Origin of the sequence: Pseudovibrio exalbescens DSM 16456, assembly GCF_000422785.1 — a bacterium.
GTDB classification, from domain to species: domain Bacteria; phylum Pseudomonadota; class Alphaproteobacteria; order Rhizobiales; family Stappiaceae; genus Pseudovibrio; species Pseudovibrio exalbescens.
In genome coordinates, this window is record NZ_AUGS01000002.1 from 204,841 (window position 1) to 220,959 (window position 16,119).

Consider the following 16,119-nt stretch of genomic DNA (forward strand, 5'->3'; position numbering starts at 1 on the left):
GTTAACCCTGAATATGGAATAACGCTGCGCCGTCCAGCCCTTGGAGGTGACCCGCGGCGTGGGTGTTTCTGAAAGCACGACAAAGAAGATGAAGCGCACAATGCATTTTAAAACGCTTTTATCCGCAGTGGTGGTGGCCATTGGCCTTGCCTTGCCCGCAGGCGGTACAGAGGTGCCTGTCATCTGGGGCGACAAGCAGGAAATCCTTCATGTTGTCGATGAGTTGAAGCTGGCGGACGACAAGCGCATGTTGGTCCATGCCATTTTGGAGGATGCGCGCGTAACGGCGCGGCGCATCTATCAAGACGTTGGAGCGGAGCTGGGCCAGCCGACCACTTTGTTGCAACGCGTTCAAACGGCCCCTCGCTTGGCGGATTTGGAACGCGATACAATGGATGATCTTGCTTCGGTTCTGACCGAAGAGGAAATGGGCGAAGTACGGCGCAGTGCCTTGCTGGTGCATTCACGGAACCAGCAGGAAAAAAGCCGCCGCGATCAAGAGACCACGGCGGCTGCGTATCACGCGCTTTGAAAGTGGCGCCAACCGGCGCTCGAACCTATTTGATGCCCGCGCGCATGAAGCTTTGAACGAACTGTCGCTGGAACAGCAGGAAGGCGATGAGCAGCGGGCCAGACGTCATCAATGTTGCTGCGTTGATCACTGACCATTCAACGCCGGAGTCAATCGCAGCGAAGATGGAAAGCCCCACTGTTACGGGTCGAGTTTCTACCGAGTTCGTGATGATCAACGGCCACAGGAAGTTGTTCCAGTGGTGGCTCACGGACACAAGGCCGTAGGCCAAATAGGTCGGTTTGGCCAGAGGTACGTAAACGCGCCACAAAACACCCAGCGGGCTGGCCCCTTCTACTCGGGCGGCTTCGTCCAGTTCCATGGGGATGGTCTTGAACGTCTGGCGCAGCAGAAAGATGCCAAATCCTGAGGCCATGTAGGGTAGGCCGATGGCGGCAATGGTGTCGATCAGGCCCAACGTCCGGATCATCTTGTAATTCTCAACAATAAGAATATCCGGCATCACCAGAAGCTGAAGCAGCACCAGCGCGAACAGAAAGTTTGACCCCGGAAACGTGAACCGCGCAAATGCATAGGCGGCGAGCGTACACAGCACGAATTGGCCGATCAGGATCATGGTGACCAGAAGGGTGGTGTTGAGGAAATAGCGCGCAAACGGCGCTGCTGCCCACGCCTTTTCGAAGTTCTCCAGCGTGATGGGTGCAAACAGGTCAAAGTTCGCTTCATAGGCCGCCGGGTGAAAAGCCGTCCAGATGGCGTAAAGGAGCGGTGCCGCCCACAACAAGGCCAGTGTCCATGCGCCTATGGTATTGAGCAGGCGATCATAATCTATCCTGACACGGGTACGGGAAAGCCCTTCAGGGGAGGTCAGTGTCTGGCTCATCGGTAATGCACCTTCCGGTCCATGAAGAAAAACTGTCCAAGGGCGATAAGGGAAAGCAGCGCCAGAAGCACAACGGTCAATGTGGCGGCATAGGCCGTATCCCAGAACTTGAAGGCCACCTCGTAGATGTAGAACAGCAGCAGCGAGGAGGCGTTGTCGGGTCCGCCGCCGGTCATGGTGAAGATATGGTCCACCATGCGGAACGAATTGATCACGGCATTGATGGACACGAAAAGGGTGGTCGGCATCAGCAGCGGGAAAGTCACGCGCCAGAAGAAGGTCGTACGGCTGGCACCTTCAATGGCCGCGGCCTCACGCAAGGAGGGCGGAATGGTCTGCAGCGCGGCCAGATAAAAAATCATGAAAAATCCGGCCTCTTTCCAAATGGTCACCACCATCATGCAGATCAGCACCGTATCCTGCGATCCCAGCCAGCTGTTTTGCGGCAGGCCAAAAAACCCCATGCGGATCTGGTCAATCAGGCCGAAGCCCGGCGTGTAAAAGAACAGCCAGATGTTCGCGACGGCGATCAGGGGCAGCACCGTTGGCGCGAAGAAAGACATGCGCACCAGACTGCGGCCTTTCAGGCGGTCATTGACCCACAGCGCCATCAGCAGTGACAAAAAGATGGATGCGGGAATGGTGGCCAGTGCATACCAAAGATTGTTGGTCAACACCTTCCAGAAGGTGGGATCGTTGATCAGTGTTTCATAATTGCGCAAGCCCACGAACTTGGCTTCGCGGCGCCCCCGCGGTGTTGAAAAGAAACTGTTGAACACCGTTGTCAGCGCCGGGTAGTGGGTGAATGCCATCAGCATCACCATAGCGGGAAACAACAGTAGCCAGCCATAAACCCATTGCAGGCGTTTGGTCATGGGGCTTTCCTTGCAGCAACGCGGTTGGAGAAAAAAGGGAGCCAGCGGCGGCCGGCCCCCTTCAGGTGTTAGCGGTAGTCGGCCAGAATGCGATCCGCCTGCGCTTGAGCGTCCTTCAGCGCTTCTTCAGGGCTCTGCTCGCCGGTGATGGCTGCGTGCAGAGCGTCATTGAAGATGCGGGTAATGCGCTGGTTCTGATAGGTGGACAGTTCGGCAACGGCGTGTTCCAGCTGCTCACGAGCGACGAGAGCCTGCGGGAAGTCCGCCACATAAGCCTTCATTTCGTCGGTTTCCCAAGCTGCGGGAGACGGAGCCACATAGCCCGTTGCCATGGACCACTTGGCGGCTTGCTTCGGCGCAGTGATCCACTTCACGAAATCGACGGAAGCTTCCTTCTGCTCGTCGGTGGAGTCCTTGAAGATGTAAAAGTTGCCACCGCCGGTTGGGGCGCCGCGACGCTCGTTGGCTGGCAGCATGGCAACGCCGAAGTCGAATGGCGCATTGTCGCGCACATTGGTCAGGTTGCCGGTGGAGGTCCACATCATGGCCGTATTGCCTTCAAAGAACGCTTTCGGCGTGGAGCCCCATTCGATGATGCCCGGTGCCATCACTTCATGCTTGGTGGACAGATCGACCAGGTATTGCAGGGCTTCGACCACTTTCGGATCGTCAAAGTTGGTCTGGTTGCCGTCGGAGTTGGCAAGAATAACGCCGTTCTGGGTGGTCAGGCCCTGAAACAGCCAGTATGGGAACCCGGAGGATGGGATACGCACGCCCCACTGGGTCACGTTGCCGTTCTCGTCTTTCTTCACCAGCTTTTGGCCGAATTCAACCATCTCGTCCCAGTTGGCTGGTGCCTTTTCCGGGTCAAGGCCAGCTTCGGCGAAAGCCTCCTTGTTCCAGTAAAGAACCGGCGTCGAACGCTGGAACGGGATGCCGTAGGTCTTGCCACCGGTCTGGGAGTTTTCCATGAAGGCCGGGTAGAATGAGTTCAGCCATTCCTTGTCTTCAGCGGAATTCGCAATGTCGTCAAAAGCAACAATCACGTCTTCCTCGATCAGGGTAAACATGTCCACGGACAGGATCACGGAAAGCTGTGGTGGGTTGCCCCCGCGTGCGGCCGTCAGGGCCTTGGACACCGTATCCTGATAGGAGCCGGCGTAGATCGCGTCGATCTCCACGTCCGGATGCTGCTCCATGTAGGTGTTGGTCAGTTCTTCAATGGTCTGGGCGGCCTTGCCGCCAACCGCTACGGGAAAATAGAATTCCAGTTCAACAGCCTGAGCGCTTGCCAGAGTGCCGAGAGAAAGTGCAGCGGCGGATGCTGCGAGGGTTACGGACTTGAAAATGGATTTCATGGATGTATATCCTCGATTTGCCTCTAGGGTTGGGGCATTCCTGTGCGTCGGCGGTGGCATCACCGTGCGCACGTTCAAGCCGGATCGAGTTGCAGCTCTTCCGGCTTGAAACTACACCGGCGCTTGCCGGTATCCTTGTGAAAAGTCAGGGGTTTGGCCGGATCCCAGGTCAGTTTGAGATCCTCTCCCGGCTTTAGCGATGTTTGGCCCGGTACGCGCGCAACGAGCCGCTCACCGCTCACATCAAATGTTGCCAGCGTATCCGCGCCCAGATACTCCAGCGCCGCGACGCGGGCGTGAACGCCGTTTTCCTGTGACAAGTGAATGTCTTCCGGGCGCAGGCCTGCAAGGGCGGTGTCTGGGGCGTCCGGTAAAACGGCTCCCGTGTCACGGCTCGCTTCCACCAGCGCTGCCATGGAGATGATGTTCATGGGCGGCGTTCCAATGAACCGTGCCGCAAAGACCGTTTCGGGATAGGTATAAAGGTCGTGCGGGGTTGCGGCTTGCTCAATTTGTCCGTTGTTCAGCAACACGACCTGATCCGCCATGGTAATGGCCTCGGTCTGATCGTGGGTTACATAAACCATGGTCAAACCGAGTTCCTGTTGCAGCCCGCGGATCTCCACCCGCATTTCATGGCGCAACTTGGCGTCCAGATTGGACAGCGGCTCGTCCATCAAGCAGATCGGCTTTTGTGACACGATGGCGCGCCCCAGCGCCATGCGCTGTTGCTGGCCCCCTGAAAGCTGCGAGGGCTTGCGATCCAGCAGCGCGCTAATTCCCAGAATGTCGGCGGCTTTCTTCAATCGCTCGTCCCGTTCGGCGCGTCCAACGCGGCGGACCTTCAAGCCAAACAGAATGTTTTCCGCAACACTCAAATGCGGAAACAGCGCGTAGTTTTGAAACACCATGGCCAGATTGCGTTCGGTGGGCGAGGCGAAGGTGACATCCTTGCCTCCGATCAGAATTTGGCCAGCGCTTGCCTGCTCGAGACCGGCGATCAGACGCAACGTGGTGGACTTGCCACACCCGCTGGGTCCAAGCAGCACGGTGAAAGATCCGCCCGGAATGGACAGCGAAATGGAATCGACCGCCTTCAGGCCACCCCAGCTTTTGGTCAGGTGAACCAGTTCCACGCTTTTCGGGTCTGCAGTAAATGCACTCATGTTTTCCTGTCCCCGTTGCAAATCACCAGTTCTGCGGGTGAGCGGGCGATGATGGCGGCAATCTCTTCCGGCGGCTCCTGATCCACGAACACTTTCGTCACATCCGTAATCCAGCCACCACGCACATGGGCATGGCGTCCGAATTTGGAGTGGTCGAGCACCAGAAACGATTGCCGACAATTCGCAAGAATGGCTTGCCGGGCCGACACCTCGTCCTCATGGAAATCCAAAAGCGTTCCGTCCGGATCGACGCCGGCGACACCGAAAACGCCAATGTCGAACTTGTAGCCCTTGAAGAACTTTTCAGCTTGCAGTCCAAGAACGTCCCGGTCTCCATGGCGCAGCCGTCCCCCGGCAATGGTGACGTCGGTAAGGGGGTTCTTGAGGGCGGCAATCGCCACGTTGATGTTGTTGGTGTAGACCTTCAAGCCCTCGTGGGTGTCCAGTGCCTGCGCCACCATTTCCGGCGTGGTACCGATGGAAAAACCCAGGCTGGCCCCGTCCGGTATTTCGGCTGCAACCACACTGGCAATTTTCGCCTTGGCATCCAGATTGAGGATTTTGCGGGCGTTGTAGGCAATGTTGTTCGGTGTTGCCGGTTCATCAACGCCGCCATGAACGCGGCGCAAAAGGCCCAGTTCGCTCAGGCGGTTGATGTCGCGCCGGATCGTTTGCGTGGTAACTGCAAACTTTTCAGCAAGCAGTTCCACGCTGACAAACCCACGCGATTTTACCAGCTTCACGATCTCGGACTGGCGCGGGGTCAGATGTTGGTTGGAATTCGTCAGGTCACTCAAACCAGTCACACCACGTTCTATGAATTTCATATGAACATTGGCATGTTCATATGAAACTAATGTGATGGTTTGCTGAACTTTTGATTGCGCCAGAAGCGCGTTGCCACCCAGCCCTTAGGAAAGCTGGGTGAAAAACTTCAGGCGTGCCTTGTGGGCTTCGGCAATATGGTGCCGAGCTGCCTTTTCCGCTCGATCCAGATCCCGCTTTACGATTGCGTCTACAATCTCGCCATGTTCGTCAATGGCTTGTCGGCGGCGGTCATCATCTGTCAGCGTGGTTCCGGCCAGCAGCAGCAATGACAACCGCATGTGGTCAATCTGCTCCACCAGGTAGCGGTTGTGTGATGCCAGATAGAACCGGCGGTGAAACTCTCGGTTGGTCCGTATCAGACGCTCGGCATCTGCCAGATGCTCCTTGTCGGAAGCCACCATCTCCTCAAGAATTTCGATTTCGGCAGTTGACGCATGCTGGGCGGCAAGGCGCCCTGCGGTGCCCTCCAGAACTTCTCTCAGGTAATAAAGCTCGCTCACCTGATTATGGTCGAGGGAAGGAATGACCATGCCCCGGTTCGGCTCATGTACCGCAAGCCCTTGTGCCTCCAGCCGCTTCAGGCCCTCACGAATGGGGGTCCGGCTCACGCCAAACGTTTCGGCAAGTTCAGCCTCACGCAACCGGCTGCCAGGCTTGAGCTCCCGAGCCTCAATGGCTTTGATCAGTCGGCGATAGATTTCTGCCCCATTCGGCGAGTTCGAGACCACGGTCCAAGTTTCCCTTTATACCAACGACAGGCGCAAGCATCGCGTCCAGCACCCCAAAATACAACTGATTTTAGCAAAAAAGCAGGGTACCTCATCGGCCCCTGCTTTAAAATATGCTGTGCCTTGTTTTGCCAGTGAAATCAGGCGCCGCCTGCGGGCCAAGGGCCATGGAAATCGGTGCCCGGCTTGTCTGTGCGTTCAAAGCCATGCTGACCGAAGAAGTCACGCTGGCCCTGAATGACATAAGCGGCTGTCCGCTTTTGGCGCATCATGTCGAACGAGCCCATGGCGGCAGCAAGGCCGGGCATGGGTATGCCGGAGCCAATCGCCTTGGCCAGAGTTTTGCGCAGGCCGGGAGCGGCGTCCTTCATGCGCTCTGCAATGGTTGGTGCCAGATACAAAGACTGCAAATCGGGCTTCTCATCGTATGCAGATGCTATTTCATCCAAGAACCGAGACCGAATGATGCAGCCTTGGCGCCAGATCCGGGCAATGGTGCCCATTGGCAGGTTCCAGCCGTTTTCCGCCCCGCCTGCAGCCAACACGGCAAAGCCTTCCGCATACGCTGCGATCTTGCCGGCAATCAGGGCCCGTTCACAAGCGTCAATGCCCGCCTGTTTGTCGTCCCAGGTCAGCGGAGTTTCGTTGTTTGGATAGATCTCGGCGATTTCCTGGCGCAACACGCGGTTGGCCGAAATGCACCGCGAGGCAACCGCTGCGTCGATACCGGTTGCCGGTACACCAAGGGCATGGGCCTCAACTGCAGACCAACGGCCGGTGCCTTTCTGCCCAGCGGTGTCCAGAATGACGTCGAGGATCGGCTTGCCGCTTTCCTCATCAATCACATCCATCACATTGGCGGTAATCTCAATGAGATAGGAGGCCAGAGGGCCTTCATTCCACTTCTTGAACACGGCCGCCTGTTCTGCGATCGACAGGCCGAGGCATTTGGTCAACACCTCATGCACTTCAGCAATCATCTGCATATCGGCATATTCGATGCCGTTGTGCAAGGTTTTGACGAAATGGCCAGCGCCTTCCGGTCCCATCAACGCGCTGCACGGCTCGCCGTTGTGCTTGGCAGAAATGGCATCCAGAATGGGCTGGATCCGCGCATAGGCCGCATCAGAGGCGCCCACCATGATGGAAGGACCGTGGCGTGCGCCCTCAGCGCCACCGGACACACCCATGCCAACAAAGGTAAAGGGCGTGTCAGCCAGTGCGCGATAGCGGCGATTGCTGTCATGATAGTCGCTGTTACCGGCGTCGATGAGAATGTCATTTTCCTCAAGGAACGGCTTCAATGCTTCAATCTGCTGATCGACGGCCTCTCCCGCCTTCACCATCATGATGATCGGGCGCGGTGCCTTGATGGCTGCCGCCAGCTCTTCAAGGCTGTAGCAGGCGATGAACTGATCTTTCAGGTGTGCAGCGTTCTCCATGAATGCCGTGGTCTTTTCCGCGGTTCGATTGAAGACGGCAACCTTGTATCCGTTATCTGCAATGTTCAGGGCCAGATTGGCACCCATTACCCCTAGTCCGATGAGGCCGATATCCGCCTGTGTCATGTCAGAACTCCTAGCCTTGTTCTTGTCGAGAACCGTCATAGTGTGCGGTTCGGCTTTCTAGCCTTCCTGCGGCTTGTGCGCACATTCTTTTCGTCGCTGTGGCATAGGCAAAAAAAGGGGCCTTGCCAAGAGCCAAGACCCACCTTTCGTCATCGATAAACCACCGTTACAGGTTCGAGGCGGACAAAACCGCATCCGCTGCGGCCTTGAGCGATTCCGCGCTCTCTTTCAAAAGGCTTTCCTCATCCTTGGTGATGGACGGGAACAGCGTGGCCTCAATGCCTTTTGCGCCCACAACACGGGGTACGGAGAGCGCGATGTTTTTCACCCCGACGATCTCCGGGTTCACCATGCTCAAGCTGATCACGGCATGCTCGTTGTTCAGGATCGCCTTCACAATTCGGCTGAGGCCGGCGCCAATGCCGAAGTTGGTTGAGCCCTTGCCTTCAATGATGGAATAGGCTGCCCGGCGCACCTTGGTGTCGATGGTTGCCTTGATTTCATCGTCAAGCGGGCGGCCAATCTGTTCTGCAAACTTGTGAGCATTGGTGTTGCCAGCTTTGGCTCCGGACCAGATCAGGACCTCACTGTCACCATGTTCGCCCATCACTTCCGCATGAACCGAAATCGGCGAGATGCCAAGATGTTGGCCAAGGAGTGTGCGGAAGCGGGCCGTGTCCAGGATCGTGCCCGAGCCAATGACGCGCTGGGCCGGGAGGCCAGAAATTTCCTTGGCGACGTTGGTCATGACGTCAACCGGATTGGCGGCGATGACCAGAATGGCGTCTGGGGCATATCTCAAAACATTGGGAATGATTGAGCCAAACACTTCTGCGTTGCGGGCCAGCAGTTCGATCCGGCTCTCGCCGGGTTTCTGCCCAACGCCGGCGGCGATGATGACAACCTTTGCCCCGGCCAGTTCCGTGTAATCACCCGATCGCACCTTTACGGCATGCGAAAACGGGGTCGCGTGCCAGATGTCTTCTGCTTGGGCTATCGCCAGTTTGGGATTGTAGTCGACCAGAACCAGTTCATTGCCCACGCCGTTTAGAACCATCGCGTAGGCGGCCGTGCTACCAACAGCCCCAACACCAACAATACCAACTTTCATCACAGTCTCCAGAGAGTTATCCAACCTTGCCGAGGCGCTCGGGTTGGTTGATGGGATTATTAAACCTTAGTCTAGGCAAAAGACGAAGGCGTGACAAACTATCCCTGACAGGAACTGCAGAAAAACGTTGATCGACCGTTTTGAACTTCGCGCAAAATTGTACCGGAACAGTCGGATTTGCGGCACGGTGCGCCTTCCTGATCATAAACGGCAAACCGGTGTTGGAAGTAGCCCAGCGAGCCGTTGGTCTGGACATGATCGCGCAGGCTGGAGCCGCCCGCCTCGATGGCTTCCTGAAGCACATCGCGAATGGCTGTGGCCAAAAGCACGCGTTTTTCCTTCTGTTTTGGGCCGCGTCCGCAAATGCTGCTTGCCGGGGCTTTGGGGTTCAGTCCAGCACGCCACAGGGCCTCGCATACATAAATGTTGCCAAGACCGGCAATGAACTTCTGGTTCAAGAGCGCCGCTTTCAAACTGGTTTTCTTGCCCTCGAACAGGGTGCGCAAATACTCCCCGTCCAGTTCGTTGCCGAGCGGCTCAATGCCCATGCCCGCAAACAGTTTGTGCGCGTGAAGGTCAACGCGAGGGATCAGATCCATGAAACCGAACCGGCGCGGGTCATTATAGATGATCCGGCTTTCCAGCGCAGCATCCGGATTGACCAGATGAAACACCACATGGTCGTGCTGGGGCAGCTTGCTCGCAGGATAGTAGGTGTCCACCAACGGCGTGCCGGATCCGGTCAGTTCGATCCGGAACGAGCCGGACATGCCCAGATGCATGACCAGCACATCGCCGCTCTCCAAATCTCCGGTAAGGTATTTGGCCCGCCGACCCAGGCTCGTCATGCGGATGCCGGTGAGCCGACCCACAAAGTCCTCCGGGAACGGAAAGCGCAGATCGGGGCGTCGTTGTTCAACCCTCGTTATGATTGATCCTTCAAAATAGGGTGCGAGACCACGGCGAACCGTTTCCACCTCTGGTAATTCAGGCATGCTTGATCCAAGTAATGAGAGGATTCGTGCTCCGGTTGATACCGGGGCATATCTGGGCCGCAACAATAGCGCTTCGGAACATCATGTACTATGGTCCGCAGCGAATTGGAGAATAATGGGTAATATGGCGCGCGATACTTCCTCAACCACTCGCAGTTCTGTGAGTGATCCGGCAGAAATGGCCACCAGTTTCGGGTTTACAACCGTTCGGGACGGTGAAAAGCAGGCGTTGGTGGATGATGTTTTCCACAAGGTGGCTTCTCGATACGACCTGATGAACGACCTGATGTCTGGCGGCATGCACCGGCTGTGGAAGGACGCGATGGTCTCTGTTCTCAATCCGCCAACCCATGGCGCACGTCCTTGGCGCTTGCTTGACGTTGCCGGCGGTACGGGGGATATCGCCACCCGCATCGTCGAGCGATCAGACCGGACAGCCGGGGCAACCGTTTGCGATATCAACGGTTCCATGCTGGGCGTTGGCAAGGAACGGGCGCAAAAGGCGGGGCTGGGCGATCACATCGAGTTTGTGCAGGGCAATGCGGAAGATCTGCCGTTTCCAGACAACCATTTTGACGCCTATACGATTGCATTCGGCATTCGCAACGTACCGCATATCGAAAAGGCGCTGGGCGAAGCGCATCGCGTCTTGAAACGCGGCGGCCGGTTCTTGTGTCTGGAGTTTTCTCAGGTCGATGTCCCGGCGCTGGACAAGGTTTATGACCTGTTTTCCTTCCATGCCATTCCAAAGATGGGCGAGTGGGTTACTGGTGATGGCGATCCGTATGCCTATCTCGTCGAGTCGATTCGCAAATTCCCCAATCAGGAGCGGTTCGCGGAGATGATCCGTCGTGCCGGTTTCCAGCGGGTGACCTATCGCAATTACACCGGTGGCATTGCCGCACTGCACTCTGGCTGGAAGCTTTAACCCACCATGCTGAAATCCATCTTGCCGTTTTTCCGCTTGATCATTGCCGGTTACGTCATGGCGCGCGAGGGGGTGTTCGGCCTTGCCTCGCTGCCCGACATGCCGCCGGCCGCTCGTGTGGGTTTGCGGATTGTACGGCTGGTCGAGCGCCGCGGCGTGGAAAAAAAGGCCGCGGCGGCGCGTTTGTCCGATGCGTTGAACCGGCTGGGGCCTTCCTACATCAAGCTGGGGCAGTTTCTGGCGACGCGGCCCGATGTGGTCGGTCGTGAGGCGGCAAATGAACTCTCGTCCCTGCAGGATAACGTCCCGCCTTTCGACACTCGTTTCTCCATCGAAACGATCAAGGATCAGTTCGGCGTTCCCCACTCCGAGCTGTTTGAAGAGTTCCATGAGCCCATTGCGGCTGCGTCCATCGCGCAGGTGCATTCGGCCATTGTTCTTAACTCTGCCGGTGAACGTGAGAAGGTCGCGGTCAAGGTGCTGCGCCCGGCTGTGGAACGGCGGTTCCAGCGCGACCTGCAAAGCTTCTATCTGGCCGCCCGGTTCGCCGAGCGCTTCATAGCGGCCAGTCGCCGCCTGCGCCCGATTGCCGTGGTGGATACGCTGGCGCGCAGCGTGTCGTTGGAGATGGACTTCCGCATGGAAGCTGCCGGCCTGTCGGAGATGGGCGAAAACAGCCGGGAAGACAAAGACTTCCGCGTTCCGGAGGTGGATTGGAAGCGCACCTCTCGCTCCATCCTCACCATGCAGTGGGTGGACGGTATAAAGCTGACCAATCTCAAAGCCATTGAAGAATCCGGCCACGACTTGCCCGAGCTGGGCAATCGCGTCATTCAGAGTTTCCTGCGTCATGCATTGCGGGATGGCTTTTTCCATGCGGACATGCACCAGGGAAACCTGTTTGTGGAGCCCGACGGAACTCTTGTGGCCGTGGATCTTGGCATCACGGGGCGTCTGGATGTGGCCGAGCGCCGATTCTTGGCAGAGATTCTCTACGGGTTCATCCTGCGTGATTACCGCCGCGTGGCCGAAGTGCATTTTGAGGCGGGATACGTACCTGGGCATCAAGACGTGGATGTTTTCGCGCAGGCCATTCGTGCTATTGGCGAGCCCATTCACGGCCATGATGCCAGCGAAATCTCCATGGCCCGCCTGCTGACACAGCTGTTTGAGGTTACCGAGCTGTTTGACATGCACACCCAACCCCAGCTCATCATGCTGCAGAAAAACATGGTGGTGGTGGAAGGGGTCGCCCGCACCTTGAACCCACATCTGGACATGTGGCGCACGGCCGACCCTGTTGTGCGGTCATGGATACAAAGCAATCTCGGGCCCGGCGGCAAAATCTCCGATCTTGCCTCCAGCTTCGGTGTGCTCAGTCGCATGGCAACCAGCTTGCCGCTCCTTGCAGATCGCGCCAGCAAGCTCTCCGGCGAGTTGGAGACCATGGCACACAAGGGGCTGCGTTTTGATGAGGCCACCGCGCAAGCAATTGGGCGGGCTGAGGCACACCACAGCCGCTCCGGGCGCTGGGCGCTTTGGGTCATTGCCGTTTCCATGGCTGTTTTGGCCTACACTCAATTGGGCTGAGTCGGGCTTTCCCATCAACAAAAGCGCTGTGAAAACAGTTTGGCGATATGCTGCAGGCTATTGCCAAACTGTCTCTTGTTTTCCTCGAATTCTCATATAGTTACGTTGCGTTTTCAGCCTCGTTGGGGCCGGGCAGTAAGCTCCCTTACTATTTTAAGTATGAATTGTAGGCGGGTTTAAAATGCTCAAAACCTGCTAGAACGGAACTATTCAAAAGTTGCCTTAGCGGAAGCATTGTGAATAAACTGTTGGGATAAGCGCTGCGTGGAGAGAGATCGTGCCAGACCAGTCCGAATTGGGAACGCGAGCAAGACTGTTGGACAGTGCGGAACGCCTTCTGGCCGAGAAGGGGTTGGCGAACACATCAGTGCGCATGATCACGGAACAGGCAGACGCCAACGTGGCCGCCGTCAACTACCATTTCGGCAGCAAGGAAGATCTGGTTCGCGCCGTTCTGAAACGTCGCCTGCGCGATATCGACGACATGCGCATGCAGCGGTTGGACGCGTTGGAAGTTGGCGGACGCAAACCCAATCAGGAAGAGGTCGTTCGGGCGTTTCTTGAGCCGTTGATCGTTCAAGGCATTTCTCGGGAAACGGGCGAACTGGTGCCGTTCGTTGTGTTGATCCGGCAAGTGCTGTCAGACCCGGAAGCCGGCCAGAAAATCATGCAGAGTTGGGAGCCGTCCACCGTCGTGGCGCGAACGGCCCAGGCATTGGCGCGGGCCATGGGTACACAGGTTCCGACCGGCGCGCGCGCGCAACTTCTCATGATGCTGATGCATAGTGCCGCGTTGGAAGCGCTCTACGTGATCACGGGGGCAACCAAATTGCCTTACGACCAGTCCATGGAAACGGATGAAGTGGTCGAGAGCACCATTCGCTATGTCACCAGTGGCGTTGAGGCCTTTTTCAAACACGATGTTCTGGAAGAGGCCTGAGGAGTGCGCCCTTCGCGGATGACCTGAAATCCGGCCACAAAGCGTTCTCACAGGCCCCCCCTCAGGCAGGGCAGGCCTGTCCAGTTGCTCAGGCAGAGCGCGCTTCGCGGTCTGGAAGGAATACAGCGTGTCAGAGCGGATTGCAGCGCGTTGGAGCCTGCCTCAAAACGGGGTGACACGGCGCAAGGTCAGGTTCAGCCGACCGCCCCCCTTCAGCAGGGTTGAGCTGTCTGGATACACTCTGCTGATACCGTGATAGCAAAGCCGTGCAGGGCCGCCAAAGACAATGACATCACCGGAATTCAGGGTAATCGGCAAGGTCTTGCCGCCGCGCTTTGTTCCTCCGATACGGAACACGGCTGTATCTCCGAGGCTGATAGAGACCACCGGCGCGTCAAAGGTTTGCTCGTCCCGGTCTTGATGCAACCCCATCTTTGCCGCTTCACCATAATGGTTGATCAAACAGGCTTCCGGTTGTGCCGGGCAGTCAGCCACCTGCTGCCAGATATCCACCAACCGAGGCGGCATGGCCGGCCACGGGGTCCCGGTTACCGGATGCCTGTCCTGATATCGATATCCGTTGATGTCGGCAACCCAACCTAGCGGGCCGCAGTTGCTCATCTTGACCGAGAGCGGTTTGCCGCTGCGGGGCATGACGGGCTGAAACAGCGGCGCTTGTGCGACGACACCTCGTATGTCCTCCACGAGCGCGTTTTGAGCGGCTTGGTCCAGAAAGGATGGGAAGAAGTGAAAACCATCCGGCAGGTGCGTTTGGGCTTCTTGCATGCGCTCGCGTCCCCTCCTGTGTTCTAGGGCCTTATGGTGGTTGCTTCGTCCAGCATGCAGCAAGTGCCAGCGCTTGCATACCGAAGGTTGACAGGTCTTAATAGGACACGGCAGTCCGCAAACTTCAGAGGTCCCATGGATATGCTTCCTCCTGTCATCATTACCATCTTGAATTTATTTGCCGCTCTTTTTGCGCTGGCACTGGTGTTGGCTATTGGCACTCTCGTCACGCTTTACATCATAGACCGCCGCCAACATGCCGATGCCATTCGCCACAATTTTCCCGTGGTCGGCCGGTTTCGACGCCTGTTCATGACCCTCGGCGAGTTCTTCCGGCAGTATTTCTTCGCCATGGACCGGGAAGAAATGCCGTTCAATCGGGCAGATCGCAATTGGGTCGATCATGCCGCGGATGGCAGCGACAACACGCTGGCCTTTGGATCCACCAAAATTTTGACGGAGCCGGGCACTGCCATTTTCGTGAACACGCCCTTTGCGAAAATGGAAAAGGAATATGCCACACCCGAGCCGCTGCGTATTGGGCCCTACGTGCCCCAACCCTATGATCCGCCGAGTTTTTTCAATATTTCGGGCATGAGCTATGGCGCGCTGTCACGTCCCGCCGTGCAGGCTTTGTCCAAGGGGGCACACCTTGCAGGCTGCTGGATGAACACGGGTGAGGGCGGCCTGTCGCCTTACCATCTGGAAGGCGGCGCCGACATCGTTTTTCAAATAGGCACTGCAAAATACGGTGTGCGCACGCCCGACGGCGATCTGGATGAGGAAAAGCTGCGCAAGATCACCGGCTATGACGCGGTCAAGATGGTGGAAGTCAAACTGTCTCAAGGGGCCAAGCCCGGCAAGGGCGGCATGCTGCCAGCAGAAAAAGTTACGGCGGAAATTGCAGAAATCCGAGGTATTCCGGAAAACACCCCTTCGTATTCCCCCAATCGGCACAAGGAAATCGGCAGCGTTCCTGAGCTGTTGGAGTTCATTGCCCGGGTCCGGAATATCGCCGGCAAGCCGGTTGGCATAAAGGCGGTGATTGGCACATCTGACTGGTTGCATGACATGTGCGAGGAAATCCATCGCCGCGGCATCGAGTCTGCACCAGACTTCATCACCATCGATTCTGCAGATGGGGGCACCGGAGCCGCCCCCATGCCCCTGATGGATAACGTGGGCCTCACATTGCGCGAGTCCTTGCCCATGGTGGACGATATTCTCAAGGCGCATGGGCTGCGCGAGCGCATTCGGTTGATCGTGTCCGGCAAGCTGGTGGTGCCCTCAAAGGTTGCATTGGCCTTGTGTGCGGGCGCTGATTTCACGGTCTCGGCGCGAGGCTACATGTTCGCGCTCGGCTGCATTCAGGCACTCAAGTGCAATCGGAATACATGTCCCACCGGAATTACCACTCACGATCCGGCGTTGCAGGCCGGTCTGGACCCGGCGGACAAGAGTGTACGAGTGGCACGTTATTGCGAAACTGTGCGCCGTGAGGTGGAAATGATTGCCCACTCTTGCGGCGTGGATGATGCGCGCAAGTTGTCCCGCGAACATGTGCGTGTGGTGCAGGCCAACGGGTTGTCCGTTCCCTTGAGCGCTCTTTTCCCTCCGACGAAGGTGCAGGTTTGAGTTGTTTTCACAAGCGCATGTGAATTTTCCAGAAGGTGGTAACACACATATGGCAATTGACCACGTTATATGCCGGTCAGGCACTTGCGAGCGAAAACGACCCCCCTTATATACGCTGTGACGTTTCGGCCCGCACAAGGGCGGGTCAAAAAATCTGTAAGTGGGGACCGGCTGTCGCATGCAATGCAGCTTTATC

The 16,119-nt window shown here is 57.3% G+C and carries 15 protein-coding genes; 5 read left to right on the plus strand and 10 right to left on the minus strand.

The window, feature by feature from the left end:
- The first annotated feature begins 100 nt into the window (after nt 1-100).
- Nucleotides 101-532: a hypothetical protein gene (locus G512_RS0103430; protein ID WP_143181375.1), complete on the plus strand. Its 432-nt coding sequence runs from the start codon at nt 101-103 to the stop codon at nt 530-532.
- A gap of 25 nt (nt 533-557) precedes the next feature.
- Here G512_RS0103430 and G512_RS0103435 read toward each other — a convergent pair whose 3' ends face one another.
- From G512_RS0103435 to mutM, 9 genes are all read right to left on the minus strand, one after another.
- The gene (locus G512_RS0103435) at nt 558-1,415 is read right to left on the minus strand and encodes a carbohydrate ABC transporter permease (RefSeq protein WP_051268848.1); all 858 of its coding nucleotides are present in this window, start codon (nt 1,413-1,415) and stop codon (nt 558-560) included.
- Nucleotides 1,412-2,290 carry a carbohydrate ABC transporter permease gene (locus G512_RS0103440; protein ID WP_028480493.1) on the minus strand — a complete coding sequence of 293 codons (879 nt, stop codon included), beginning with the start codon at nt 2,288-2,290 and terminating at the stop codon, nt 1,412-1,414. Before G512_RS0103440 ends, G512_RS0103435 begins: the two co-directional genes overlap by 4 nt.
- 68 nt (nt 2,291-2,358) lie before the next feature.
- Nucleotides 2,359-3,648, minus strand: coding sequence for an ABC transporter substrate-binding protein (locus G512_RS0103445; protein WP_036488375.1), 1,290 nt, complete (start codon nt 3,646-3,648; stop codon nt 2,359-2,361).
- A 74-nt stretch (nt 3,649-3,722) separates the two neighbouring features.
- Nucleotides 3,723-4,814 (minus strand): ABC transporter ATP-binding protein, encoded by a 1,092-nt coding sequence (locus G512_RS0103450; RefSeq protein WP_028480495.1) that lies wholly within the window; start codon nt 4,812-4,814, stop codon nt 3,723-3,725.
- On the minus strand, nt 4,811-5,641 hold the full coding sequence (locus G512_RS0103455) for a DeoR/GlpR family DNA-binding transcription regulator (protein WP_051268850.1): 831 nt from the start codon (nt 5,639-5,641) through the stop codon (nt 4,811-4,813). The genes G512_RS0103450 and G512_RS0103455 overlap by 4 nt, the downstream gene beginning before the upstream one ends.
- An 84-nt stretch (nt 5,642-5,725) precedes the next feature.
- A complete protein-coding gene (locus G512_RS0103460) occupies nt 5,726-6,370 on the minus strand; it encodes a GntR family transcriptional regulator (protein ID WP_028480497.1) in 645 nt (214 codons plus the stop codon).
- Between the two features lie 140 nt (nt 6,371-6,510).
- A complete protein-coding gene (gene gndA / locus G512_RS0103465) occupies nt 6,511-7,938 on the minus strand; it encodes an NADP-dependent phosphogluconate dehydrogenase (protein WP_028480498.1) in 1,428 nt (475 codons plus the stop codon).
- Nucleotides 7,939-8,104: 166 nt separating this feature from the next.
- A complete protein-coding gene (locus G512_RS0103470; protein WP_028480499.1) occupies nt 8,105-9,049 on the minus strand; it encodes an L-lactate dehydrogenase in 945 nt (314 codons plus the stop codon).
- 98 nt (nt 9,050-9,147) lie between these two features.
- Nucleotides 9,148-10,044 carry a bifunctional DNA-formamidopyrimidine glycosylase/DNA-(apurinic or apyrimidinic site) lyase gene (gene mutM / locus G512_RS0103475; protein ID WP_028480500.1) on the minus strand — a complete coding sequence of 299 codons (897 nt, stop codon included), beginning with the start codon at nt 10,042-10,044 and terminating at the stop codon, nt 9,148-9,150.
- Nucleotides 10,045-10,168: 124 nt separating this feature from the next.
- Between mutM and ubiE the strand changes: the two genes are divergently transcribed.
- The 3 genes from ubiE to G512_RS0103495 all read left to right on the plus strand — a co-directional run bounded on the left by ubiE (nt 10,169) and on the right by G512_RS0103495 (nt 13,502).
- On the plus strand, nt 10,169-10,972 hold the full coding sequence (ubiE, locus tag G512_RS0103480; RefSeq protein WP_028480501.1) for a bifunctional demethylmenaquinone methyltransferase/2-methoxy-6-polyprenyl-1,4-benzoquinol methylase UbiE: 804 nt from the start codon (nt 10,169-10,171) through the stop codon (nt 10,970-10,972).
- 6 nt (nt 10,973-10,978) lie between these two features.
- Complete coding sequence (gene ubiB, locus G512_RS0103485) at nt 10,979-12,562, plus strand: 2-polyprenylphenol 6-hydroxylase (protein WP_028480502.1); 1,584 nt, start codon at nt 10,979-10,981, stop codon at nt 12,560-12,562.
- A gap of 277 nt (nt 12,563-12,839) precedes the next feature.
- Nucleotides 12,840-13,502 (plus strand): TetR/AcrR family transcriptional regulator, encoded by a 663-nt coding sequence (locus tag G512_RS0103495; protein WP_028480503.1) that lies wholly within the window; start codon nt 12,840-12,842, stop codon nt 13,500-13,502.
- A gap of 162 nt (nt 13,503-13,664) precedes the next feature.
- Here the strand turns inward: G512_RS0103495 and G512_RS0103500 are convergent, their stop codons facing one another.
- Nucleotides 13,665-14,288 carry an alpha-ketoglutarate-dependent dioxygenase AlkB family protein gene (locus G512_RS0103500; RefSeq protein ID WP_036488378.1) on the minus strand — a complete coding sequence of 208 codons (624 nt, stop codon included), beginning with the start codon at nt 14,286-14,288 and terminating at the stop codon, nt 13,665-13,667.
- A gap of 135 nt (nt 14,289-14,423) precedes the next feature.
- Between G512_RS0103500 and G512_RS0103505 the strand changes: the two genes are divergently transcribed.
- Entirely contained in the window at nt 14,424-15,923 is a 1,500-nt protein-coding gene (locus G512_RS0103505; protein ID WP_028480505.1) for an FMN-binding glutamate synthase family protein, read from the plus strand.
- Nucleotides 15,924-16,119 lie beyond the last annotated feature (196 nt).